This window comes from Nonomuraea sp. NPDC003201, from assembly GCF_053590415.1.
In genome coordinates, this window is sequence record NZ_JBSFTC010000205.1 from 1 (window position 1) to 21,221 (window position 21,221).

At 70.2% G+C, this 21,221-nt stretch carries 31 protein-coding genes; 13 read left to right on the forward strand and 18 right to left on the reverse strand.

The genetic code is table 11. The features are described from left to right. Positions 1-99: 99 nt before the first annotated feature. The 3 genes from ACWDX9_RS43075 to ACWDX9_RS43085 are packed head-to-tail and all read right to left on the reverse strand — an operon-like array spanning position 100 to position 1,431. A complete protein-coding gene (locus tag ACWDX9_RS43075) occupies positions 100-672 on the reverse strand; it encodes an anthranilate synthase component II (RefSeq protein ID WP_355203182.1) in 573 nt (190 codons plus the stop codon). Next, positions 669-827 (reverse strand): hypothetical protein, encoded by a 159-nt coding sequence (locus tag ACWDX9_RS43080; RefSeq protein ID WP_449965267.1) that lies wholly within the window; start codon positions 825-827, stop codon positions 669-671. The genes ACWDX9_RS43075 and ACWDX9_RS43080 overlap by 4 nt, the downstream gene beginning before the upstream one ends. 1 nt (position 828) lies before the next feature. Continuing rightward, complete coding sequence (locus tag ACWDX9_RS43085) at positions 829-1,431, reverse strand: class E sortase (RefSeq protein WP_449965270.1); 603 nt, start codon at positions 1,429-1,431, stop codon at positions 829-831. A gap of 143 nt (positions 1,432-1,574) precedes the next feature. On the opposite strand from ACWDX9_RS43085, the gene ACWDX9_RS43090 reads away from it, so the two are divergent. Then, positions 1,575-1,820 carry a cell division protein CrgA gene (locus ACWDX9_RS43090; protein ID WP_350732371.1) on the forward strand — a complete coding sequence of 82 codons (246 nt, stop codon included), beginning with the start codon at positions 1,575-1,577 and terminating at the stop codon, positions 1,818-1,820. Between the two features lie 34 nt (positions 1,821-1,854). Here the strand turns inward: ACWDX9_RS43090 and ACWDX9_RS43095 are convergent, their stop codons facing one another. Continuing rightward, entirely contained in the window at positions 1,855-2,739 is an 885-nt protein-coding gene (locus ACWDX9_RS43095) for a rhomboid family intramembrane serine protease (protein ID WP_449965273.1), read from the reverse strand. A 545-nt stretch (positions 2,740-3,284) separates the two neighbouring features. Further along, positions 3,285-3,821 carry a peptidylprolyl isomerase gene (locus ACWDX9_RS43100; RefSeq protein WP_355203192.1) on the reverse strand — a complete coding sequence of 179 codons (537 nt, stop codon included), beginning with the start codon at positions 3,819-3,821 and terminating at the stop codon, positions 3,285-3,287. Between the two features lie 235 nt (positions 3,822-4,056). Here ACWDX9_RS43100 and ACWDX9_RS43105 point away from each other — a divergent pair, with 235 nt between their 5' ends. Both ACWDX9_RS43105 and ACWDX9_RS43110 read left to right on the forward strand, forming a co-directional pair. Continuing rightward, on the forward strand, positions 4,057-4,479 hold the full coding sequence (locus ACWDX9_RS43105) for a YtxH domain-containing protein (protein WP_449965276.1): 423 nt from the start codon (positions 4,057-4,059) through the stop codon (positions 4,477-4,479). Between the two features lie 106 nt (positions 4,480-4,585). Continuing rightward, complete coding sequence (locus ACWDX9_RS43110) at positions 4,586-5,662, forward strand: hypothetical protein (protein ID WP_449965279.1); 1,077 nt, start codon at positions 4,586-4,588, stop codon at positions 5,660-5,662. A gap of 1 nt (position 5,663) precedes the next feature. Here the strand turns inward: ACWDX9_RS43110 and ACWDX9_RS43115 are convergent, their stop codons facing one another. Further along, positions 5,664-6,185 carry a hypothetical protein gene (locus ACWDX9_RS43115; protein ID WP_449965281.1) on the reverse strand — a complete coding sequence of 174 codons (522 nt, stop codon included), beginning with the start codon at positions 6,183-6,185 and terminating at the stop codon, positions 5,664-5,666. Positions 6,186-6,309: 124 nt separating this feature from the next. Here ACWDX9_RS43115 and ACWDX9_RS43120 point away from each other — a divergent pair, with 124 nt between their 5' ends. From ACWDX9_RS43120 to ACWDX9_RS43130, 3 genes are read left to right on the forward strand one after another with little or no spacing between them, the layout of a single operon-like run. Continuing rightward, entirely contained in the window at positions 6,310-6,981 is a 672-nt protein-coding gene (locus ACWDX9_RS43120; RefSeq protein ID WP_449965282.1) for a response regulator transcription factor, read from the forward strand. After that, the gene (locus tag ACWDX9_RS43125) at positions 6,978-8,363 is read left to right on the forward strand and encodes an ATP-binding protein (protein ID WP_449965285.1); all 1,386 of its coding nucleotides are present in this window, start codon (positions 6,978-6,980) and stop codon (positions 8,361-8,363) included. The genes ACWDX9_RS43120 and ACWDX9_RS43125 overlap by 4 nt, the downstream gene beginning before the upstream one ends. 37 nt (positions 8,364-8,400) lie before the next feature. Continuing rightward, a complete protein-coding gene (locus tag ACWDX9_RS43130) occupies positions 8,401-8,784 on the forward strand; it encodes a Rieske (2Fe-2S) protein (RefSeq protein ID WP_449965288.1) in 384 nt (127 codons plus the stop codon). On the opposite strand, the gene ACWDX9_RS43135 is transcribed toward ACWDX9_RS43130, so the two are convergent. The 8 genes from ACWDX9_RS43135 to ACWDX9_RS43170 form a co-directional block, all read right to left on the reverse strand. Next, positions 8,771-9,730, reverse strand: a complete 960-nt coding sequence (locus tag ACWDX9_RS43135) for a GNAT family N-acetyltransferase (protein WP_449965291.1) — start codon at positions 9,728-9,730, stop codon at positions 8,771-8,773. The genes ACWDX9_RS43130 and ACWDX9_RS43135 overlap by 14 nt on opposite strands. Before the next feature lie 10 nt (positions 9,731-9,740). Next, a complete protein-coding gene (locus ACWDX9_RS43140) occupies positions 9,741-10,076 on the reverse strand; it encodes a hypothetical protein (protein ID WP_449965294.1) in 336 nt (111 codons plus the stop codon). After that, a complete protein-coding gene (locus tag ACWDX9_RS43145) occupies positions 10,073-10,450 on the reverse strand; it encodes an SgcJ/EcaC family oxidoreductase (protein WP_449965297.1) in 378 nt (125 codons plus the stop codon). The genes ACWDX9_RS43140 and ACWDX9_RS43145 overlap by 4 nt, the downstream gene beginning before the upstream one ends. A 129-nt stretch (positions 10,451-10,579) precedes the next feature. Continuing rightward, a complete protein-coding gene (locus tag ACWDX9_RS43150; protein ID WP_449965300.1) occupies positions 10,580-11,152 on the reverse strand; it encodes a PadR family transcriptional regulator in 573 nt (190 codons plus the stop codon). Between the two features lie 35 nt (positions 11,153-11,187). After that, positions 11,188-11,982 (reverse strand): MBL fold metallo-hydrolase, encoded by a 795-nt coding sequence (locus ACWDX9_RS43155; RefSeq protein ID WP_449965303.1) that lies wholly within the window; start codon positions 11,980-11,982, stop codon positions 11,188-11,190. Between the two features lie 27 nt (positions 11,983-12,009). Then, a complete protein-coding gene (locus ACWDX9_RS43160; RefSeq protein ID WP_449965306.1) occupies positions 12,010-12,648 on the reverse strand; it encodes a response regulator in 639 nt (212 codons plus the stop codon). Further along, positions 12,639-13,784: a histidine kinase gene (locus tag ACWDX9_RS43165; protein WP_449965308.1), complete on the reverse strand. Its 1,146-nt coding sequence runs from the start codon at positions 13,782-13,784 to the stop codon at positions 12,639-12,641. Before ACWDX9_RS43165 ends, ACWDX9_RS43160 begins: the two co-directional genes overlap by 10 nt. A gap of 47 nt (positions 13,785-13,831) precedes the next feature. Further along, positions 13,832-14,632, reverse strand: coding sequence for an alpha/beta fold hydrolase (locus tag ACWDX9_RS43170; protein WP_449965311.1), 801 nt, complete (start codon positions 14,630-14,632; stop codon positions 13,832-13,834). Positions 14,633-14,715: 83 nt separating this feature from the next. Between ACWDX9_RS43170 and ACWDX9_RS43175 the strand changes: the two genes are divergently transcribed. From ACWDX9_RS43175 to ACWDX9_RS43195, 5 genes are all read left to right on the forward strand, one after another. Beyond that, positions 14,716-15,108 (forward strand): hypothetical protein, encoded by a 393-nt coding sequence (locus ACWDX9_RS43175; RefSeq protein WP_449965313.1) that lies wholly within the window; start codon positions 14,716-14,718, stop codon positions 15,106-15,108. A 2-nt stretch (positions 15,109-15,110) separates the two neighbouring features. Next, entirely contained in the window at positions 15,111-15,506 is a 396-nt protein-coding gene (locus ACWDX9_RS43180) for a hypothetical protein (RefSeq protein WP_350732342.1), read from the forward strand. A 73-nt stretch (positions 15,507-15,579) separates the two neighbouring features. Further along, complete coding sequence (locus ACWDX9_RS43185; RefSeq protein WP_449965316.1) at positions 15,580-16,923, forward strand: hypothetical protein; 1,344 nt, start codon at positions 15,580-15,582, stop codon at positions 16,921-16,923. A gap of 46 nt (positions 16,924-16,969) precedes the next feature. Continuing rightward, positions 16,970-17,320, forward strand: coding sequence for an ArsR/SmtB family transcription factor (locus ACWDX9_RS43190; RefSeq protein ID WP_449965317.1), 351 nt, complete (start codon positions 16,970-16,972; stop codon positions 17,318-17,320). Next, positions 17,320-17,586 carry a hypothetical protein gene (locus tag ACWDX9_RS43195; RefSeq protein WP_350732337.1) on the forward strand — a complete coding sequence of 89 codons (267 nt, stop codon included), beginning with the start codon at positions 17,320-17,322 and terminating at the stop codon, positions 17,584-17,586. The genes ACWDX9_RS43190 and ACWDX9_RS43195 overlap by 1 nt, the downstream gene beginning before the upstream one ends. Here ACWDX9_RS43195 and ACWDX9_RS43200 read toward each other — a convergent pair. Both ACWDX9_RS43200 and ACWDX9_RS43205 read right to left on the reverse strand, forming a co-directional pair. Further along, the gene (locus ACWDX9_RS43200) at positions 17,569-18,003 is read right to left on the reverse strand and encodes a phosphatase domain-containing protein (RefSeq protein WP_449965319.1); all 435 of its coding nucleotides are present in this window, start codon (positions 18,001-18,003) and stop codon (positions 17,569-17,571) included. The genes ACWDX9_RS43195 and ACWDX9_RS43200 overlap by 18 nt on opposite strands. A 68-nt stretch (positions 18,004-18,071) precedes the next feature. Then, complete coding sequence (locus ACWDX9_RS43205) at positions 18,072-18,656, reverse strand: cadmium resistance transporter (protein ID WP_449965322.1); 585 nt, start codon at positions 18,654-18,656, stop codon at positions 18,072-18,074. 231 nt (positions 18,657-18,887) lie between these two features. On the opposite strand from ACWDX9_RS43205, the gene ACWDX9_RS43210 reads away from it, so the two are divergent. Then, positions 18,888-19,721 (forward strand): hypothetical protein, encoded by an 834-nt coding sequence (locus ACWDX9_RS43210; protein WP_449965325.1) that lies wholly within the window; start codon positions 18,888-18,890, stop codon positions 19,719-19,721. A gap of 75 nt (positions 19,722-19,796) precedes the next feature. Here the strand turns inward: ACWDX9_RS43210 and ACWDX9_RS43215 are convergent, their stop codons facing one another. After that, entirely contained in the window at positions 19,797-20,186 is a 390-nt protein-coding gene (locus tag ACWDX9_RS43215) for a hypothetical protein (RefSeq protein WP_449965328.1), read from the reverse strand. A gap of 44 nt (positions 20,187-20,230) precedes the next feature. Here ACWDX9_RS43215 and ACWDX9_RS43220 point away from each other — a divergent pair, with 44 nt between their 5' ends. Beyond that, on the forward strand, positions 20,231-20,950 hold the full coding sequence (locus tag ACWDX9_RS43220; protein WP_449965331.1) for a hypothetical protein: 720 nt from the start codon (positions 20,231-20,233) through the stop codon (positions 20,948-20,950). On the opposite strand, the gene ACWDX9_RS43225 is transcribed toward ACWDX9_RS43220, so the two are convergent. Next, a partial coding sequence (locus ACWDX9_RS43225) for a response regulator transcription factor (RefSeq protein WP_449965334.1) occupies positions 20,947-21,221 on the reverse strand: 275 nt, incomplete at its 5' end. The two genes, ACWDX9_RS43220 and ACWDX9_RS43225, sit on opposite strands and share 4 nt — an antisense overlap.

A 21,221-nucleotide genomic window follows, 5' to 3' on the forward strand; every position in this document is an offset into this window, starting at 1 on the left:
CGGCCCTTCTTCATGTCGTCGCTGACACAAGAACGCCCCCGCCGCTCGGGGGCAACGGCGGGGACGTTCACTTGGTAGTCGCTCGCCGGGGGACATTTGTTACAAGATTCCTCGCAGCCAATTCTGGAGCAGCCGGTGGCCGTGCTCCGACAGCACGGACTCGGGGTGGAACTGGATGCCCTCGATGGGCGCCTCACGGTGGCGCAGGCCCATGATGACGCCGTCGCCGGTGCGGGCGGTCACGTCGAGCACGTCGGGGACGGTCTCGGGCAGCACGGCGAGCGAGTGGTAGCGGGTCATCCGCACGGGCGAGGGCAGCGTCTCGAACACGCCCTTGCCGTCGTGGGTGACGGGGCTGGTCATGCCGTGGACGAGCTCGGGCGCGCGGGACACGGTGGCGCCGTACGCGACGGCGATGGCCTGGTGGCCGAGGCAGACGCCGAGCAGCGGGCGGCGGCTCTCGGCCGCGTGGTGGACCAGGGGCACGCTCACGCCGGCCGCCTCGGGGGTGCCCGGGCCCGGGCTGATGAGGACGCCGTCGAAGCCGTCGGCGTCGCTCACGCGTACGTCGTCGCGCGGCCGTACGTCGCAGTCGGCGCCCAGCCCGCGAAGGTACTGCACGATGGTGTGGACGAAGCTGTCGTGGTTGTCCACGACCAGCACGCGGCTCATTTCCTCACGCTCACCTCGTCGAGCGTCACCATGGGCTCGAGTAGCGGAAACACGACATACCAGAGTACGACCCCCGCGGCGGCGACCATCACGGCGGCCGTCAGCAGCTTGGTCCGGGTGGTGCCGGGCAGGTTGCGCCAGAGCCAGGCGTACATGTCACTCCTCGTCCTCGGACGCGTCCTTGAGCACCCCGTAGACGATCAGGCGCTCGGCGGCCGAGTATTCGGGATGGCAGGTGGACAGCGTGATGAAGGCCCGGATAGGGCGGATGTCGGGCTTGCCGGGCACGGGGGCGAACACCTCGACCTCGTCGGGCGTCACGATGTCCTGAGAGGTCACCCGGTACGTGTACGTGGTGCCGCCGGCCTCCACGACGATCTCGTCGTCGCGTTCGAGCTCGTCGATCTCGTTGAACGGGGCCGCGTACGTGGTGCGGTGCCCCGACACCACGAAGTTGCCGACCTGACCCGGCATGGCGCTGTCCGGGTAATGTCCCGGGCCCTTCTTCAGGTTCTCGGTGTCCACCCCCTCGACCACGGCGTACTCGTAGTCGCGGCCCAGCTTGGGGATGCGCAGCAGCGCCATCGGCTTGCCCGGCTCGGGCTTGACCGCCTTCCGCGTCGCCAACTGGCGCTGGAGCAGCCGCTGCTGGCTCTGGGTGTACGCGCCGGTGCCCCAGAGCAGGTACGCGCAGAACAGCATCATGATCAGGCCCGCGGTGATGCTCGTCTCTCCCACGGCCCGCAGCGTGGCCCGCATGCGATCAGCGTATTCGGGTCAGAAGCCGCAACCGGGGATCGCCATGTCCCGCGCGTGGCGGCTATCCTTGACCACACTTCAATTAGGCTTACCGAAGAGCCTGTGGACGATCCGGAAGCCCAGGCCCTCAGCAGGAGTTACCAGTGCCCAAGCCCAAGGCTCGCAAGAAGGCGGTCTACACCCCGCCGCAGAGATCGCAGCAGGTCAAGGTCAGCCCCCGCTGGCTGGCACCCACGATGGTCGCGGCGTGGATCATCGGCATCCTGTGGATCGCGATCTACTACGTCGCACCACGCGCGCCCTTCCTCAGCGACCTCCAGAACTGGAACCTGCTGATCGGGTTTGTTTTCATCATCTTCGGGGTGGTGCTTTCCACCCGCTGGCGTTAGTTCTTTCCACAGCCTTTTCCACAGCCTGGGGAAGTCACACCGCGCTCATGATGGCCGACACCCTGACCATCACGAGCACGGCCAGCACGGCCAGCGCTCCCACGATCGCCAGCACCTGCCACAGGGTCCTGCTGTTCTTGGGAGCGTAGGCCAGCGCCGCCGCGAGCAACGTCCCGACGATCAGGCCGCCGACGTGGCCGGTCCAGCTGATGCGGAGACCGGAGATCGCAGGCATGACGAAGGTGATGACCAGGTTGAGCCCGATCACCAAGGTGATGCCTCGCACGTCCAGCTTCAGCTTGCGGCCCACGACGAACATGGCGCCGAACATCCCGAAGACGGCTCCCGAGGCGCCGACCGTGGCCGTGGGCAGCGGGTCGAGCCAGAGGCCGAGCACCGAACCACCCAGCGCGCTGAGCAAGTAGACGGCCGCGAAACGGAGATGCCCGAAGGCCCGTTCGAGATATGGGCCGATCACGAAGATCGCCCAGCCGTTGAACAGGATGTGGAGAAAGCTGTCGGTGCTGTGCACGAAGGCGACGGTGATCAGACGGTAATACTGACCCTCCGCGACTGCCGGCGGCCACATCTCCAGTGCCTGGCCGACTGCGTTGCCGGTGAGGTATTGGGCGCCGAAGACCAGGACGGTGAGCGCCAGGATCGTGTACGTCACGATCGGCGTGCGTACGACGCTGCCGCCGAAGGTGGACTTCGCCTGGCGGATGCCCTTGTTGCCCTCGGCCACGCACTCAGGGCACTGGAAGCCCACGGCGGCGTCGCGCATGCAGTCGGGGCAGATGGGGCGCTCGCACCGCTGACACCGGACCCAGGTCTCCTTCTCGGGGTGCCGGTAGCACGTGGGCACTGCCTCAGCGGGCTGCTCGGGCTGCGGGGGCGGGCTGGGCGGCTGGCTGGTCATGACCGAAAGCCTATGGCTTGTACGCCGTACCCGCGTGTCCCCACCCCTCACCCCTAACCCCGAACCCCGCCGCCGACCAGCGGAACGCGGCCAGCGGCTGCCGGGCGGCGGACGGCGGAGCCAGGCGCCACCGCACGGCGACAACCACACCGCCGCACCATCGAGACGCCACGCCCACTCTCACTGCGCCGCGTCGGCGAGGTGGAGTGCGTTGGAGCCCGGCGCCATCGTGCGGCGGCCAGTGCGCCGACAACCCGATGTGGGGATGCGACCCCGAGACGCCCGATAACCGCCCGATGGGGACACGGCCCCGAGGCTCCCGAGATACGTCCGAAGGGGGATACGACCCCAAGCCGGACCGATGAGCACCCGGTGGGGATGTAGCCCCAAGCCGGACCGATGAAGCGCCCGGTGGGGATGTGACCCCGGGCCGGGCGGATAAGCGCCCGGCGGGATATAGCCCCGGCCGGCCTGAGGAGTGGCCGGTGGGGGCATGGGTGGGGCCGCCCCACGGCCTTGTGGGTGGGGCGGGGGTGGGTGGTGGGTCAGGCGGGGACGCGGTCGATGGTGACGGACTCGATGACGACGTCCTCCGCCGGGCGGTCCCGGCGGTCGGTCTGGGTCTTGGCGATGGCGTCCACGACGTCCTGGCCCTCGATCACCTCACCGAAGATCGTGTGCCTGCCGTTCAGGTGCGGCGTAGGCACGACCGTGATGAAGAACTGGGACCCGTTGGTCCCCTTGCCGAAGCGGACGCCCGCGTTGGCCATGGCCAGCAGGTACGGGCGGTTAAAGTACAGCTCCGGGTGGATCTCGTCGTCGAACTCGTAGCCCGGGCCGCCGGTGCCCTGGCCGAGCGGGTCGCCGCCCTGGATCATGAATCCGGAGATCACCCGGTGGAAGATCGTCCCGTCGTAGTAGCGCGCGGTGCTCTTCTCCCCGGTGCCCGGGTGCGTCCACTCTCGCGAGCCTTCTGCGAGCTCGACGAAGTTGCGCACCGTTTTCGGGGCTCTGTTGGGGAAGAGCTCCACCTTGATATTTCCACGATTGGTCTGCAGGTTTGCGATCAGCTTCTCAGCCACGAGACAGCCGCCCCCTCTATGTACAGGGTTAGTTCTGTGATGGTTTGAGGACTATGGCCGTAAGGCCTCCAGAGCCATCCTCCCACGGCTCGCCATGATTGAGCCGCCTTGTCCAGGGAAGGTCAGGCTCGGGGCCCCAACGACAGGGGAGGTTGTCGTGTCCCTGACAATGAAAAGACGCCGCGTGGTCATAGAGGTACCCGCCACGTGGACGGGCCGAATGAAGGCCCGGGCCGTGCGAACCGGCCACCTGATGGCGCCCGTGGCGGACCAGGCCAAGATGGCCGCCGCCCAGCGCCTCGAGGACGCCCGCTACTGGGCGGCGCCACGGATTCACTCCGCGGCGCACGGGTTCGAGGATCAGGTCGCTCCGAGGGTCAGCTCCATGCTGATCACGGCGGCCAGGAAGATCGACCCCACGCCCACGCGGTCGCGGCGATGGCCGACGCTCGTTCTGCTGACCGGCCTCACGGTGGGGGCGATCGGTTACATGTTCTACCGCCGCAACGCCCAGCAGTGGACCGAGCACATGAAGGACTCCGCCTCCGATGCGTCACGTTGGGCCAGTGAGAAGGCCGACAGGACCGCCGAGTCTGCGGACCGGATGGCGGGCCGTGTGTCCGACAAGGCAGATGAGGCATCCCGCAAGATGTCCTGATCCGGTGCTGCCGGAAGGGAAGCGCGTCCTCGGTTGATCCCGGGGGCGCGCTTCCCGTTTCCGGACCCCCGTTGACGAACCACCAAGCGCTTGCTACAAACCCGGCATGGCGCTGTCTCCTTTAGACGACTACCCCGTCCACCAGGCCGCCCAGGTCATGCGGCACGTCGCCACCTCCGACCGCAACTTCTACGACCGCTACTACTTCAACTGCCACCCCGGCACCGACGAGCTCATGCTGATCGTCGGCCTCGGCCAGTACCCCAACCTGGGCGTCACCGACGCCTTCGCCTGCGTACGCCACGGAGATCTGCACCGCGTCGTACGGGCCTCCCGCGAGCTGGGTACCGACCGGATGAACACCGAGATCGGCCCCTTCCGCGTCGAGGTGCTCGAAGGGCTCAAGCGGCTCAGGGTGGTCCTGGAGCCGAACGAGCATGGCCTGTCCTTCGACCTGCTCTGGGAGGGCACGATCCCGGCGACGCTGGAGCCGCGGCACTTCCTGCGGTGGCAGGAGCGGGTCATGTTCGACTCGGTACGCCTGGCGCAGACGGGGCGCTGGTCCGGAAATATCAGGATCGGCGAGGAGGACATACCGGTCACGCCCGACCGCTGGCAGGGCACCAGGGACCGCTCCTGGGGCATCAGACCGGTCGGCGAGCCCGAGCCGCCCGGCATCCAGACCAAGAACGCGGGCACGTTCTACTGGCTCTACACGCCCATGCAGTTCGACGACCACGCCATCCTCTGCATCATCCAGGAGGACGAGCGCGGCCGCCGGATGCTGGAGGAGGCCGTACGCGTGTGGTCCGACGGCCGCGAGGAGGAATACCTCGGCAGACCGGACTACCGCCCGGTCTACGCCCCCGGCACCCGCGACGTCGTGGAGGCCACGATCACCTTCTCGCCTCCCGGCGGCAAGCCGTTCGACGTGCGCTGCACCCCGATCCTGCCGGTGCACCTCATGGTCGGCACCGGGTACGGCCTGGAGCCGGACTGGAAGCACGGCATGTACCAGGGCGAAGGGCCGGTCGTTCAGGGCGTGACGTACCGGCTGCCCGACGACGCCGCCAGGATGTGGGGCATGGTGGACGCCGTCGGGCGCTTCGAGTACGACGGGCTCGTCGGCCACGGCCTCTACGAGTACTGGGCGCTCGGACCGCACCCGTCATTCCCCGAATGACCTAGTCGGTCTTCTCGCAGATGATCTTTACCGCCTTGATACCGACCGACGGCGCGTCCAGCTTCTCGCCGGGCTTCGCCGGCTGAGCGGGCTGGGCGGGCATGGCCTGCACGCTGTCGGGCAGCTTGCCGTCCTCCGGGAGGGGCACGGTCTTGGTCACCTCCAGCATCTCGCCGTCCTCCGGGACGGGCACGGCCTTCGTCACCGCCAGCCCCTCGCCCTCCTGCGTGACGGTCCCGGCCCGGGCCCCATCCAGCGGCGGCGCCTCGCCGTCGGGCAGGGCGTCGACCTTCACCGTGTCGCTGGGCTTGAACTCGCGCACCTTGCCGTCAGGTCCGACGATCTTGTCGGCCGGGACAGCTCGCGCGAATTCGGCCACCTCGACGGTCTTGCCGTCGGCCGTCTTGCAGGTCACCTTCGCGCCGGCGGTGCCCGGGGTCTCGTCGGCCATGGCGGAGCCGGTCAGGCCGCCGATGGCGAGTACGGCGACCGCGCCGAGCAGCGCGAGACGACGCTTGAACATGGGTTCTCCTCACTGAGATCGGTCGAACATCTCCGAGACTGGCCCGGCGTACCTGAAGTGATCCTGAAGAAGCCCTAAATGATCTTCAGGTTGGCTTTAGGTGGCCTGAGGCACCCTGGTCGGTGTGCGAGTGCTACTGGTGGAGGACGAGGAGCGGCTGGCCGACCTGGTGAAGGGCGGCCTGGCGGGCGAGGGCTTCGCCGTGGACGTGGCCCACGACGGGCGTGACGGCCTGTGGATGGCCACCGAGAACGCGTACGACGTGATCGTCCTGGACGTGATGCTGCCCAGGATGAACGGCTACGCCGTCTGCGCCAAGCTGCGCGAGGCGGGCGACTGGACGCCGATCATGATGCTCACGGCCAAGGACGGCATCTACGACGAGGCCGAGGCGCTCGACAACGGGGCCGACGACTACCTGGCCAAGCCGTTCTCGTACGTGGTGCTGCTGGCCAGGTTACGGGCGCTGGTGCGGCGGGGCGGGCGGGAGCGGCCCGTGTCGATCACCGTGGGCGACCTGGTGATCGACCCGGCGGGGCTGAAGTGCCGCAGGGGCGAGGTGGAGATCGGGTTGACGCCCAAGGAGTTCGCGGTGCTGCACGCGCTGGCCCGCCGGTCCGGCGAGGTCGTGTCCAAGGGTGAGCTGCTGGCCCAGGCCTGGGACTTCTCCTACGACGGCGACCCGAACATCGTCGAGGTCTACATCAGCGCCCTGCGCCGCAAGATCGACACGCCTTTCGGGCGGACGACGCTCATGACGGTCCGCGGCGCGGGCTACCGGCTGGAGGCGGCATGAGCCCACTGCGCAAGGCGTCGGCCGCGCTCTCGTCCGTACGGCTGCGGGCGACCGCCGCCGCGACCCTGGTGGTGGCCCTCGCCCTGGGCCTGGCCGCGCTGGCGCTGGTGGCGGTGCTGCGCGGCACGCTGGAGAACAACGCCGGCGCCGAGGCCACCAGGAAGGCCGTGGCGGCGGCGCCGTACGCGGAGACGCTGGACTTCGTACGCGCCACCCCGCTCTCACCCGGCGTCACGGCGCCCGCGGACACTCTCGGCAAGAGCTCGATCGCCATCACCAAAGACGTGACCAAGCGGGGCGAGCCGCTCGCGATCGTCGGGAAGAGCGGCACGGTCCAGCTGCGCGACGGCACGACGGCCGCGATCGCCGACCCCGACGTCCTGCTGACCGACGACAAGAGCACCTCCACCACCGAGTGGGCGGCCCCGCAGAAGTACGCCGTCGCCGGCGTCGAGGTGGCCACCGTGGGCGGCCCCGCCATGCTCTGGTCGCGCGTCCCCCTGGAGGGCGCCGAGAAGGCGCTGCAGACGCTCTACGGCGCGCTGCTGCCCGGCGTGCCCGCCGTGCTGCTCGTGGTGGCCGGGATGACGTGGCTCTCGGTGGGCCGCGCGCTGGCCCCGGTGGCCGCCATCCGGGCCAAGGTCGCCGACATCACGGCCCGCGACCTGCACCAGCGCGTGCCCGTACCCGGCTCCAAGGACGAGATCGCCTCCCTGGCCACCACCGTGAACGGCACCCTCGACCGCCTGGAGACGGCCGTGGACACGCACAAGCGGTTCGTCGCGGACGCGGCGCACGAGCTGCGCAGCCCCATCGCGACCCTGCGCGCCCGCCTGGAGCTGGCCGAGCCCAGCGAGCTGACCAGGGAGGCGCTGGCCGACGTCGAACGCCTGCAGTCCCTGGCCGCCGACCTGCTCATCCTGGCCAAGCTGGACGCGGGTGAGCCGCTGCGCGCGGCCGAGCTGGACCTCGGCCAGGTGGCCGCCGAGGAGTCGGTACGCGCCAGGCGGCGGCCCGAGGTGCGCCTGGAGCTGGACATCGAGCCGGACGTGGTCATGAAGGGCTCCCGCGCCCACCTCGACCGCCTGATGACGAACCTGGCCGACAACGCCGTCCGGCACGCCGCCTCCACCGTTCGGGTGCTTGTACGCGCCGAGGAGGACCAGGCCGTGCTGGAGGTGCGGGACGACGGGCCCGGGATCCCGCCGGAGCAGCGGGAGGCGGTGTTCGCCCGGTTCACCAGGCTGGACGAGGCACGCGCCAGGGACGCGGGCGGCGCGGGGCTGGGGCTGCCGATCGCGCGGGACATCGCGCACCTGCACGGCGGCACGCTCGTGTACGCAGATTCCGGATTTATCGCCAAATTTCCCCTGAACCACTGAAGATCTGCAAACGTGTGAGTGGTTGAAGGAGGCAACAATGCTCACACGCCGCGCATTGATCACCAGAGGCAGCGCCGCGGGCGCAGGAGTCGTGTTCCTGTGGCCGCGCCCGGCAGAGGCGGAAGCGGAGGCGGCCAAGCCCGTCCTCGCCACCACCAAGAGCATCCCGGTAGGGGGCGGGAAGATCGTCCAGGGCAGGTACGTGATCACCCAGCCGAGGAAGGGCGTCTACAAGTGCTTCAGCGCCAAGTGCACCCACCAGGGCTGCACCGTGGCGAGCGTCAGCCGTGGCACGATCAACTGCCCGTGCCACGGCAGCAAGTTCAGCGCCTCGACGGGCGCGGTGGTGAACGGCCCCGCCAAGAAGCCGCTCGCCGGCAAGAAGATCAAGGTCTCGAAGGGGAAGATCAGGCTGGCTTGATCGGCAACGCGTAGGTGGTGCTGCGCTTGGTGATCTCGAAACCGGCGCGGGCGTACACGTTCACGGCCCCCGTGGGGTTGTCGGCGTCCACCCCGAGCCCGGCACTCTCGTAGCCCTGATCTCCGAACGCGGCAAGGGCGTGCCCGATCAGCGTGCTCGCCACGCCCTTGCCGCGCCACTCCCGCAGCGTGCCGATGATCTGGATCCACGCCTGGCGCTCGCCGCGCCGGGCGGCGGCGGCCTCGAAGAAGTGCGTGATCAGCACCCCGACCGCGCGGCCACCGGCCAGGGCCACGAACGACGACTCGGGGCGGAAGTTCCTGGAGCCGGTCATCATGGCGCGCCAGCTCTCGGACGTGTGCCGCACGCTGCCCCAATGGTCGAGGAACGACTCGTTGCGCACGAGGCGGGCGCCTTCGTCGAGTTCGGGCGACCAGGCGACGATGGAGACACCCTCCGGCGGCCGCACCGCGGGCAGGTCGCCCGACAGGCTCCGCTCCATGCGGGCGAACCACCGTACGGCCGTGAGTCCGGCCCCCTCCACCAGCGCGGCGAGGTCGGACCGGCCGTCGGGGACGTCGACGTGGAGCTCCAGAGGGACGTCGGGGTGAGCCCGCTCGCTCACCCCCGGCGCCGTCCGGATGCTCCAGTCCATGATGCGCCTGCCGAGCCCCTGCCCGCGGTAGGCGGGGTGCACGCCGCCCGAAAGGCGCATCATGTGCAGGTCGTCGGCGGTCTGCCTGACGGGGAGGTAGCCGAAGGCCACGATCCGGTCGCCGTCCCTGGCCGCGAGCGTGCCCGTGTCCAGATCGATGAGGTGGCTGGAGACCTGCTCCGCCGCTTCGTCGACGTCGTGGATCTCGCCGGTCCTGTCCTCGGCCTCCATTGCGGCCCAGAGCTCGGCCAGAGCCTCGGCGTCGTCTCCCGTCAGCGGTCCCCATTCCATGACCGGCAGCCTAGGCGAGCCTGGTGGCGCAGCCCAACCGGGTTCCGATGTGGGCCAGGCCCTCGGCGAACGACCGGCGCGTGCGTTCGCGGAACCCGATGAACAGCCGGTTGGCCAGGGCGACGGCCCAGTGGTGGCCGGCCACGTCGTACACGCGGTGGACCAGGCGCGTGCCCCCGTGGTCGGGGGTGACCGACCACTCGCCGCGGTACCACCAGCCGCCCTGGTAGGCCAGGACGTGCTCGCCCAGCTCCGTCCTCGGTATGGCCCGTACGATCTCCGGCCACACCCGCTCGACCGGAGCCTCGATCACTCCGGTGACCTCGACGATGAGCCGCCTGCTCACGGCGCGCTCACCCGCGTGTTCTGGAAGGAGGCGAAGCGCCAGCCCTCGGCCGTGCGGAGCGCGGTCAGCGTGATGACGGACCGGCGGCCCGGGTCGGCACCGCCGTTCACGGACGAGCCGCCGCCCGTGATCACCAGCGCGACGTCGTCGGTGAGCGGCTTGATCAGCGGCTCGCCGCCGCCCCCTTCGAGCTTGATGTCCAGCTTGAACAGCTCGCGGTGGGCCTCCTCGATGGCCTGCCGGCCCTCCAGGTGCCGGCCGAAGAACGTGATGTAGTCGGCGTCCTCGGTGAAGAGCCCGGCGTAACCCTCGGCGTCCCCGGAGTTCCAGGTCTCCGCGATCCGCGCGAGCAGCCGAACGATCTCTGTGGACATGGCACTGCTCCCTGTGTCGCGGCGCCTATCCTGTGAATGCGAGTTCGGGCAGGGCAGGCGCCTTGTTCGGATTTCCGGCCGCCGGGGTGTTGGCGCACCTCGGCGGCCTTTCTCACATCTCGGCCCTTTTCACATCTCGACCGGGGTCTCCCAGTCGAGCTCTCCCTTGTCGAGCCGGTCGAGCAGCCCCCTGATCCAGCCGAGCTCGGCCGTGTAGAGCGCCTGCTCGCACTCCACCTCCAGCATGAGGATCGCGGGCAGGCCGCTGTCGGCCATGGCTCGCAGGTGGGCCTCCATCCCGGCGAGGACGCCCTCGATCGTGGCCGCGCGCCCGCGCAGCGCCCGCTGCGCCTCGGCGAGCGGCAGGCAGCCGATGAGCGAGACGGCCGCGACGAAGGCGCGCCGGTCGGGATCGGGTTTCTCCAGGAGCTGCCGCAGCCGGGTGACCAGCTCCTTGCGGCCCTCGTCGGTGATCTCGTAGACCGTGCGCTCCGGCCTGCGGCCCTCGCGGTCGGTCTTCGAGGGGACGATCAGCTCGTCCTTGGCCAGCCGCTCCACCGCGTGGTAGAGGCTGCGCGGCAGGCCGGTGATGTAGTCCTTGTGCGTGTCGATGATGAACCGGTGCAGCTCGTACGGGTGGCTCGGGCGCACGGTGAGCAGGGCCAGCACGGTCAGGCCGACCAAGCTGTGGCGTTGCGCCATGATGCCTCCCTCCATATTGCACTTTGCAATATAACTCAGACATCCAGCTGCAGGAAGGTCCGCTCGATCGCCTGCCTGGCCACGTCCTCCGGATAGGGGAAGAGCTTGATCAGGTCACGCAGGCCCTCCACGTGGGCCCGCCTGGCCAGCTCGGCCACGAGGGCCAGCTCGGCCTGCTGCGCCTGCGCGTACGCCCGGTCCACGACCGCGCCGTGCCCCGGCACGATCACCTGGTCGGGCAGCTCGTCCAGCATCGCCGCCGTGGTGAGCGGCCAGTCGAGCGGGTACGAGTCGCTGAACGCCGGCGGCGCCCCCTCCTCCACCAGGTCGCCCGCGAACACCACGCCCGCGTCCGGCACGTGCACGACCACGTCGTTGCTGCTGTGCCCGAGCCCGAAATGCTGCAGATGCACGATCCGTCCGCCGATGTCGAGGCTGGCCGCGCTCGTGAACGTGTGGTCCGGCGGCACGATCGTGATCTCCTCGAACTCCTCACGCTGCTCGGGCCGCCCCTTGATCATTACGGCGCGCTGCTCCTCGCCGTACTGCTCGATCTCCTCGGCGCACCTGACGTGGCCCCAGATCTCGGCGGGGCGGAAGATCGCGTTGCCGAAGTAGTGGTCGAAGTGGGAATGGCTGTTGACGACCGTCCACGGGCTGGCGGTGATCCTCCTGACCGCCTCGACCAGGTCACCGGCCTCCCTGTGCGAGGCGCGCGTGTCGAGGACCAGGCAGTGCCCGTCGCCCACGACCAGACCCACGTTCATGTCGTACGACTTGTGGCGCCGGACATAGACACGGTCGCCGACCTCCTGCCATTGCTCGTTCATGCCAACGCACCCTACTTTCAAGCCGCGTCATTTGAGGTATTCGAGCACCGCAAGCACCCTTCTGTGCCCGTCCGCGGCGGGCGGGAGGTCGAGCTTGGCGAAGATGTTCGCGATGTGCTTGGCCACCGCCGCCTCGGTGACGAACAGCTCCTTGGCGATCGACGCGTTCGCCCGCCCCTCGGCGATCAGGCCGAGCACCTCCTGCTCGCGCGGGGTGAGCCGGGCCAGCGGGTCGCGGCGCCGCCTGAGCAGCTGGCGGACCACCTCCGGGTCCACGACCGTGCCCCCGGCGGCCACCCGGTCGAGCGCGTCGACGAACTCGCGTACGTCGCCGATGCGGTCCTTCAGCAGGTAGCCGGTCCCGGCGCCGACGCCCGGCTCCAGCAGCTCGGCGGCGTAGGTCTGCTCGACGTACTGGCTGAGCACCAGGACGGCCAGGTCCGGATGCCGCTCGCGCAGCTCCAGCGCCGCTCGCAGCCCCTCGTCGGCGAAGCCGGGCGGCATGCGCACGTCGGTCACCACGGCGTCGGGGCGGTGCTCGGCGACGGCGGCGAGCAGGGCGGGCGCGTCGCCGACGGCGGCGGCCACGGTGTGGCCGAAGCGTTCGAGCAGCCCGACCAGGCCCTCCCGCAGCAGGACGGCGTCCTCGGCGATCACTACGCGCACGGTATCTCCGCTCTCATCAGGGTCGGACCGCCGATCGGGCTCGACAGGGACAGCCTCCCGTCCACCACGGCCAGCCGGTCGGCCAGCCCGGTCAGCCCCGTGCCCCTGGCCGGGTCGGCTCCGCCCACGCCGTCGTCGCGCACCTCCACGACCAGCGTGCCGCCATCGACCCGCCCGGTGACGGCGCCCCTGGTGGCCCGGCTGTGCTTGGCCAGGTTCGCGAGGGCCTCGCTGACCACGTAGTACGCGGTCACCTCCACGGGCGCGGGCAGCCGGCCGGCCAGCTCCACGTCCACGTCCACGGGCACGGGCGAGCGCCCGGCCACGTCGCGGACCGCCGCGCCCAGCCCGCGGTCGGTGAGCACCTGCGAGTGCACGCCCCTGATCAGCTCGCGCAGCTCGGCGAGCGCCCGCTTGGCCTCCTCGTGGGCCTGCCCGACCATCCGCCCCGCGGGCGAGTCGTCCGGCAGGTCCAGCCGGGCCATGCCGAGCGCCATCGACAGGGAGACCAGCCGCTGCTGGGCGCCGTCGTGCAGGTCCCGCTCGATCCTGCGGCGCTCCGTCTCGAACGCGTCCACCAGCCGCGCCCGTGACCGCAGCACCTCGTTCAGCTCGGAGCCCTGCGGCGCGAGCACCGCGCGTACCATCGCCCCTCGGGCGCCGCCCCAGGCGGTGATCGTGTACGCGGCGACGGGCAGCAGCAGCACACCCGCCACGGAGCCCACGGCGGCGACCCCGGGCTCCGCCTCGGGCTGCACGACCGGCGAGAGCATCAGCACCACCGGCCCGCCCACCGTGAACCCCAGCATGATCAGATCGATCCACCACAGCGCGAGCACCGTGATGACAGCCAGCCCGGCCTCCCGCCCGCGCCCGCCGGGCACCTCGGGCAGCGGCACGCCGTCCACCAGCCGCAGCCTGCGCCGCTCGAACCACGCCACGAGCGGCAGGCACAGCGCCAGCACGACCGGGGCCGCGACTACGCCGAGCGGGATCGTGGCGAACACCGCGGCCCCGACGGCCACGCCGGGGACGGCGCTGGCCAGCAGGTACGCCGCGCACCGCCAGGGCCACGCGGAGCCCAGGAAAGGCAGCGGCCGCTGCGTGAGCGCCTCCAGCGCGGTCCGGTTGAGCACTTTCTGACGGTATCCGCAGGTTGGCGGGCCAGGCAGTAGTGCTGGGTCTACTGTCCGAGGAAGCGGGTGAGCACCGGGGCCAGCGCCTTCGGGTCCACCATGTGCGCCTGACCCTCGATGGTCTCGCGCACGGCCCCCGGGACGAGCTCCGCGATCGCGTCGGCGGCCCGGGCGAAGAAGTCGCCGCCGCCGCCCACGAACGAGTCGGCGGCGGCCCCGCCCGTGGCCACCAGCGTGGGGCAGGCGATGCCGGGCAGGCGGTCGGCGGGCGGGTGGCCGTCGCCCAGGCAGGCGGCGTCGTACGCGAGCGTGGGCGCGATGGCTTCCAGGCCCGGCCACATCGGCGACTCGCGGGCCTGCTCCACCATCTCCTCGGTGGCGCCCGCCGTCACCATGAACAGCGCGAACGCCTCGCCGCGGCGGCCCTCGGCCAGCAGCGCGCGGAGCCGGTCGGTGTACTCCCGCGAGCGCCGCGGCCCGTCCGGCGCCACGTCGTAGGGCACCTCGTACACGGCCAGTCTCGCGATCGGCAGCCCCGTGGCGGCGGCTTCGAGCGCGAGCGCGCCGCCCGACGAGATCCCGAACAGGTGCGCCGCCCCGCCCGCCTCGGCGATGAGCGCGGCGATGTCCTCGATCTCGCGGTCGACCTCGTACGGGAGGGTGTCCTCGCTCTCGCCCCGGCCGCGCCGGTCGTAGTTGTAGACGGTGAACCGCTCCGCCAGCTCGTGCGCGAGCTGCGCGTTGGCCGAGCGGTCAACCGCGGCGCCGCCGACCAGGACGATCGCGGGGCCGACGCCCAGCCGGTCGAACGCGATGGACGTGCCGTCTTTCGCCGTGACGCGGTACATGTGACTCCTCCGGAGGCCCTTGTGACCACCCGATCTCGATGGGTGACTATCGGCGGCGGCGTTATGGGACTACCGTCGTGCGCATGGCGATCCCCATTCCATCACGGCGGAATTCCGCGGACAACGACAAGGCCCCTGACACCCCCGCCGCACCGTCCTGGCCTATGTCGGCTCCCCGCCTTTCCGCCGAACCCAGGGCACAATCCGGGGAAACAGCATCAATCATCGTAAATTTAGACAAGGCGACACTTGATGCGGTTCATCAAAAAGCGCGATCCGATGGCCGTATGATTTCCGAAGTGATTCGCGCCGCGGTGGAGCGCGAAGTGGGCAACATGACGCACGCGACCATCTTGATCCAACGCTGGAACCTGCAGTGCGACGACCTCGACAGAGCGGCCGACGCCCTCAAGGTGGACCGGATTTCGGACGACATGATGCTCAGGCTCGGCCTGCATCGGAATCAAGAGGATTGACCATGCTTCCTGGGCGCGTTCTCGACGTGGGAGCGCTCGTCGACATCGCGGTCGCCAAAACGAATCATTCGCGCAGCATCGCGGCGCTGTGTCTTTATCGGGGCGGCGGGCTGTGCATTCCCACGACCGCACTCACCCTCGTCTATTCGATCGTCCCGCTCGCCACGAAAGTCGAACTCTTCGATCTGATCAGCAGCTCCGCAGTCCAGGTCGACGACCTCACCGCGGGAAAGGTGCCCGACATCGCCGAGATCCTCGACGGGTCGAGTGACATCACCGCGGGACACGTGATCTTATGCGCGCGGGCCACCCAGTGGCCGATCCTCACCGACCGCCCCGGCATCCTGCGAAATCTGGACCCGGCGATCCTCGTCGATCCCCTGCCTGAGCAGAACTGACCTATCAGGCCAGGCTGATGCCCGGTTCACCCACTATTGTGGGGGCCCGGACACACGAGGAAGCGGATCCACCTTGGCACATCGCGCCCTGGTCATCGCCCTGCTGCCCGCGATCGCGCTGCGGGCGCTCGCCGTGCTCGGATACCCTCCGTCGATCCTCTTCTACGGCGACTCGTTCGCCTTCCTGCGCGAGGAGCTGACCCCCGGCACCACCAGGCCCTCCGGCTACTCGCTGCTGCTGGCGCTGCTGCGCCCCGCGCACAGCCTCACGCTGGTGACGGTCCTGCAGCACCTGCTGATGCTGGCGCTGGCCGTGGCGGTGTACGCGCTGCTGAGGCGGCGCGGCCTGCCGGGCTGGGGCGCCGCCCTGCTGGTCACCCCGCTGCTGTACGACGAGTTCCTGGTGCTGCTCGAACACATGATCATGGCGGACGCGGTCTTCGTCGTGCTGGTCACGGTCGCGATCCTGCTCGTGGTCTGGCGCGTCACCCCCACCACGGCGGCCGTCGGCGGCCTGCTGCTCGGCCTGGCCGGGATCACCAGGACGGTCGGCCTGCCGCTGCTGATCCTCACGGCCGCCTACCTGCTGATCCGGCGGTACGGCTGGCGCCCGCTCGTCGCGCTGCTGGTGGCGGGCGCGATCCCGCTGGGCGCGTACGCCACCTGGGCGAAGGTGGAGAAGGGGAAGTTCGCGCTGACCGAGGCGGACGGGAACTTCCTGTGGTCCAGGACCATGAGCTTCGCCGACTGCTCGGTGATCAAGCCTCCGGAGCGGCTGGCCGTGCTCTGCCCGAACATGCCGGTGGAGCAGCGCCCGTACCCGCCGTACTGGCTGTGGGAGAGCTTCTCCCCCCTGCTCAAGGTGCCGGGGACGGCCAATCGCAACCAGCTCGCCGGGGAGTTCGCCAGGGCGGCCATCCTCGCCCAGCCCGTCGATTACGCCGCGGCGGTCGCGACCGACCTCACGCAGCTGCTGCGCTGGGAGCGCACGGCCGTTGACGAGAAGACGCCGTACAAGTTCCCCTCCGCGGAGCGGCCGCTGAGCGAGTCGGTACGCGGCATCGCCGAGTCGTACGAGGCCGGGCCGGCCGCCACCCGGGTCGTGGAGCCGTTCGCGGGGTGGCTGCGGGCGTACCAGCGATTCGGGTACGTGCCGTTCCCGCTGCTCATGCTGGCCCTGGTCGGCGCGCTGGCGACGGCGCTGGTGCGGCGGCGGTGGGACGCGCTGCTGCCCGGGGTCACGGCGCTCGCGCTGGTCTGCTCGCCGCCGTTCCTGGCGGCCTTCGACGTGCGGTACGTGATCCCGGCGATCCCGCTGGTCTGCCTGGCCCTGGGACTGGCCCTCGGCGCCCGGTCGCCGTCCCCGCAGGAACGCGCGGGGACCCCCAGCCCTGAGCTTTCCCGGACCGCCACCTGAGTGCTAGGGTCACGTGTAAGGAAATTATTACACGTGACGGGAAGCCATGACAGTGCCGGGGCCGACGGGTGACGACCTGGTCGAGATCTTCGCGGCGCTGGCCAACCCGCTGCGGCTGCGCATCATGGCGGTGCTGGCGGAGGGGCGTGACTACGTCAGCCACCTGGCCCGCGAGATCGGGGTGAGCCGCCCGCTCCTCCACATGCATCTGCAACGGCTCGAGGCGGCCGGGCTGATCGTCGGCACCCTGGAGCTGTCCGACGACGGCAAGGCCATGAAGTACTACGAGGTCGCGGACTTCAGCCTGCACCTGACCGCGTCGGCGCTGGCCGAGGCGGCCAAGACCCTCACCAGGCCGGACCTGGGGAAGGGTCCAGGACCCAAGGAGCACTCCTGATGATCGATTCTTGGCCCGCGGCGATCTTCTCGTTAGGGGTGCTGCTCGTGGTCGGCTTCCTGATCGCCCTTTTCGCCGTGGGGATGTTCGAGATGCGCAAGGCCAAGCTCGACGCCCATCAGGCGGACGACCTGCGGCAGCTCGTGCGCCGGTTCGAGCAGCTCGCCGAGAACACCATGGACGCCCAGCAGCGGATGGCCGCCGACCTGGCCGAACTGCGCGCCCGCACCACCTCGATCGAGCAGATCCTAAGAACCGTCGAATAGCGCGACGTAGCGGCGTTGCCAGGGGGTCTCGACGGCGTGCGAGTCGTAGTGCTCGCGCACGTAGGCGACGGCCCGGTCGCCGGGCACCCCGTCGAGCACGGCCAGGCAGGCCAGGGCGGTGCCGGTGCGGCCCCGGCCGCCGCCGCACGCGACCTCGACGCGCTCGGACTCGGCGCGGGCCCACGCCTCGCGGAACGCGCCGGCCGCCGCGCCCCGGTCGGACGGCAGCCAGAAGTCGGGCCAGCGCACCCACCGGTGCTCCCAGTCGACGGCCGGAGGCCGGCGGCCCAGCAGGTAGAGGGCGAACGTGGGGAGAGGCCCCTCGGGGAGCGGGCGGCGCAGCCCCCGGCCGCGGACGAGCCGGCCCGAGGGCAGCCGCAGCACTCCCGCCGCCGTGGGCTCCCAGGCAGCTGTCATGGTGCGAGCGTAGCCGCGGGGGTTGCCAGGGTACGCGATCTTCAGCTCTCGGCGGACTTCAGCGGACTTCAGAGGCCGAAAGCGCCACCCTGCACGAGGATGACCACGCCGAGCCCGATCAGGACGAGGGGCAGCAGGATGTGCCCCCATCGGCTGAGCGCCCCGGCGATCAGCGGGCGGGTGGCGAAGAACCTCCCGGCCAGGCACCAGACGGCGACCAGGATCAGGAAGACGACCACGTACACGGTCATGCCCGAGGTGCCGGACGTGGCGAAGACGGGGACGTAGACCCCGATGTTGTCGCCGCCGTTGGCGAAGGTGACCGCGGCGACCTCCAGCGCCTTCGGCCCGCCGCCCCGCGCGGGCGGGTCGTCGTCGCCGTCGGCGCGGTCGCGCCACACCTGCCAGGCCGCCTTGAGGCCCAGGGCGAGGGGGAGCAGGCCGAGGTACGGGACGGCGGGCTCGGGCAGGAACGTGGCCCCGAAGGCCGCCGCGACGGCGACCACGAGGATCCCGGCGAAGCCGAGGTACTGCCCGAGGACGATCCGCAGGTGCCCGGCCCCCTGGGCGAAGAAGAGCGCCAGGATGACGATGTCGTCGATATTGGTCACGGCGAACAGGCCGGCGGCTTGCCCGATGATGCCCGCATTCACGCCTGGCACCGTACCGGACCCCCACGATGTTGGAACGATCCCTTCCGTCCCGGGTTGACAGTCATCCTGACACCTGGGCCCCCAGCTTTCTGACGCAGATCGCGGCGTATGTGGTCACATCCGGTGAACTCTCGCTCATCCTTTGTTATGGTCACTCACTGTCCAGAAACGGACACCCTTTACCCGAGGAGGATCATGAGGACCCCGAGGACCGTCGCCATCACTGCGGCTGTGGCGGCGACAGTCGCTCCCCTGCTGGCCATCGCGACCCCGGCGAGCGCCCAGCAGTCCACCGAGACCACCAAGAGCGTCCAGAGCCTCCCGCTGCTGGACTGGCTCTCCCTTGATAGCCTCAACCCGACCGAGCAGCTCAAGAAGGTCAAGCAGCTGCTCGGCACCGGCTACGTTCCCGAGGCGTTGAGCGTGACCAACGCCGCCAACCCGCAGTACACGTCCGTCTGGATCAAGGACACCACCCGCAAGGTGAGCGTCCTGCAGGGCCTGTCGGCGACCGACCTGCCGACGCGTATCGCCGAGCAGGCGAAGAGCGGCTTCGTGCCGTCCATGATCACCGGCACGGGCACGGGCCCCAGCGCCATCTTCGCGGCGGTCTTCGAGAAGACGACCGAGAAGGTCCAGTCCAAGCTCGGCATGACCAAGGACGTCTTCGCGTCCGCCAACGCCCAGCTCTCGGCGGCCGGCTTCAGCGTCGCCTCGCTGGACGTCTACGGCACGGTCGAGAAGCCGCTCTACGCGGCCGTCTGGGTCGCCGGGGCCGCGACGGGCACCGTCCAGGTGACCACCGGCCAGACGGTCGAGCAGCGCGGCAAGGAACTCCTGGCCAAGACCAAGGAGGGGCTGCGTCCCGTCCTCATGGCCGTCGAGCCCGGCAAGCTCTACACCACCGTGTGGAGCAAGGGCAGCGCGACCGGCCTGAAGGAGTACCTGAACCTGTCCAAGCTGACCTACACGCTCAAGGCCACCGAGCTGAAGGCGCTGGGCTACCGTCCCGAGGTCCTGGACACCGAGGGCAGCACCATCGCGGCGATCTGGAGCAAGGGCTAAGACCCGGATCGTGGTGCCGTGCACCGGCGATCAGCGAACACACCCGTCTGATCGCCGGAACGCGCGACACCGGGCTCAGCGATCGAACCAGCGGCCCGCCGCCGGGCTCAGCAGCAGGACGACCACCGCCAGCGGGATGAGAAGCCCGGCCAGTGTGGTCCACGTGAGGTCGCCGTCGGCCGCTCTGAAGATCAAACTGCCGCCGCCGAGGACTCCCTCGAGGGCGACGGCGCCCCAGCGCACCGCCTTCCTCCGCGACGACCAGCGGAAGACCAGCCAGACCATGAGCGCGGTGGTCAAGACGGCATACAGAAGCAGCAGGACGTACGCAGGGCTGAAGATGACGGCCCCGATGTCGATCATGATGACGATCCCCAACAGGCCGAGGGCCACGTCGAGGATCATGATCAACCTGGCGGCCCGCACGGCGGTCGGCATGGGCTCGACCTGGATAGCCTCCGTCATGCGATCATTCTGCAACCCGACGAACGCGGGCATAATGGCGGACAATGCCGGAAATTCGGGAAATATCTGAGTATGCGGCGGCGATCGCGCCCGTCATCGACGCGGCCCAGGTCAACGTGCACGCCTCCGCTCGCAAAGCGATCACCGCACTGGCCGAGACCGCCGGCGTGAGCACGGGACTCCTGTACGACCTCAGGTTCGTGCTCCCGCTGCGCCCGCTGACCCGAACCGGCCTGAGCGCCGTCTACCGCTACCGCGACGCGGCCGAGCGAGAGGCCGGGATCCGGGAGCACCTGAGCGAGGGCACCCTCGCCGAGGACCACGACGGGGCTCTGAGGGCGACGGCCTCGGGGCTGGCGTTCATCCGGGCGCTGTACGAGGCGCACGGCGCCGCCGCCGGCCGGAGCTGGGCAGGACAGGACCTGCCCCGGCTGGTCCACCTGACCGGCAGGGTGCTCGACGGGGCCGAGCGGCTGCCGGGCGGCGCGCTCGAACTCGTCGCACCTCCCTACGAACCCGAGGGGAGCGGGCCGGGCCTGCTCCTGTTCAACCGGCTCGCCGTCCTCCGCTACCACCGCGCCGACGCCCACGCCCGGGCCTGGCAGGCGGAGGGCCTGTCCGCGGCCGAGATCGTCGGCCTGCGGGACGGGCCCGCCCGCGCGCGGATCGAGGCGGAGACCAACCTGCGGGCCGCGCGGCCGTACCAGGCGCTGGCCGAGGACGAGCGGCGGGCGCTGTACGACGGCCTGCTGAAACTGATCTAAAGCGCCGCCAGCAGGCGGCCCACCTGGGTGCGGTCGTTCACGCCGAGCTTGTCGTAGGCCGCCTGAAGGTGATTGGCGGCCGTACGCGTGGACAGCGTGAGCCGGTCGGCGATCTGCCGGTTCGTCAGCCCGGCGGCCGCGAGCTGGAGAATCTCCCGCTGGCGCGGCGTCAGCTCGGGCGTGGCCAGCTCCACCAGCGCCGGGGTCGACACGCCCGGGCAGCGCCTGGCCAGCGCCCACGCCCTGGTCTGCGCGCCCTTGGCCAGCGTGC

Coding starts and splice junctions, on each gene's coding strand:
- ACWDX9_RS43220 (WP_449965331.1), top strand. CDS start 20,231: ATGCCGGAAATTCGGGAAATATCTGAGTATGCGGCGGCGATCGCGCCC.
- ACWDX9_RS43125 (WP_449965285.1), top strand. CDS start 6,978: ATGAGCCCACTGCGCAAGGCGTCGGCCGCGCTCTCGTCCGTACGGCTG.
- ACWDX9_RS43170 (WP_449965311.1), bottom strand. CDS start 14,632: ATGTACCGCGTCACGGCGAAAGACGGCACGTCCATCGCGTTCGACCGG.
- ACWDX9_RS43095 (WP_449965273.1), bottom strand. CDS start 2,739: ATGACCAGCCAGCCGCCCAGCCCGCCCCCGCAGCCCGAGCAGCCCGCT.
- ACWDX9_RS43190 (WP_449965317.1), top strand. CDS start 16,970: ATGACAGTGCCGGGGCCGACGGGTGACGACCTGGTCGAGATCTTCGCG.
- ACWDX9_RS43150 (WP_449965300.1), bottom strand. CDS start 11,152: ATGGCGCAACGCCACAGCTTGGTCGGCCTGACCGTGCTGGCCCTGCTC.
- ACWDX9_RS43175 (WP_449965313.1), top strand. CDS start 14,716: ATGGCGATCCCCATTCCATCACGGCGGAATTCCGCGGACAACGACAAG.
- ACWDX9_RS43115 (WP_449965281.1), bottom strand. CDS start 6,185: ATGTTCAAGCGTCGTCTCGCGCTGCTCGGCGCGGTCGCCGTACTCGCC.
- ACWDX9_RS43075 (WP_355203182.1), bottom strand. CDS start 672: ATGAGCCGCGTGCTGGTCGTGGACAACCACGACAGCTTCGTCCACACC.
- ACWDX9_RS43110 (WP_449965279.1), top strand. CDS start 4,586: ATGGCGCTGTCTCCTTTAGACGACTACCCCGTCCACCAGGCCGCCCAG.
- ACWDX9_RS43130 (WP_449965288.1), top strand. CDS start 8,401: ATGCTCACACGCCGCGCATTGATCACCAGAGGCAGCGCCGCGGGCGCA.
- ACWDX9_RS43085 (WP_449965270.1), bottom strand. CDS start 1,431: ATGCGGGCCACGCTGCGGGCCGTGGGAGAGACGAGCATCACCGCGGGC.
- ACWDX9_RS43180 (WP_350732342.1), top strand. CDS start 15,111: ATGCTTCCTGGGCGCGTTCTCGACGTGGGAGCGCTCGTCGACATCGCG.
- ACWDX9_RS43195 (WP_350732337.1), top strand. CDS start 17,320: ATGATCGATTCTTGGCCCGCGGCGATCTTCTCGTTAGGGGTGCTGCTC.
- ACWDX9_RS43200 (WP_449965319.1), bottom strand. CDS start 18,003: ATGACAGCTGCCTGGGAGCCCACGGCGGCGGGAGTGCTGCGGCTGCCC.
- ACWDX9_RS43135 (WP_449965291.1), bottom strand. CDS start 9,730: ATGGAATGGGGACCGCTGACGGGAGACGACGCCGAGGCTCTGGCCGAG.
- ACWDX9_RS43155 (WP_449965303.1), bottom strand. CDS start 11,982: ATGAACGAGCAATGGCAGGAGGTCGGCGACCGTGTCTATGTCCGGCGC.
- ACWDX9_RS43215 (WP_449965328.1), bottom strand. CDS start 20,186: ATGACGGAGGCTATCCAGGTCGAGCCCATGCCGACCGCCGTGCGGGCC.
- ACWDX9_RS43080 (WP_449965267.1), bottom strand. CDS start 827: ATGTACGCCTGGCTCTGGCGCAACCTGCCCGGCACCACCCGGACCAAG.
- ACWDX9_RS43145 (WP_449965297.1), bottom strand. CDS start 10,450: ATGTCCACAGAGATCGTTCGGCTGCTCGCGCGGATCGCGGAGACCTGG.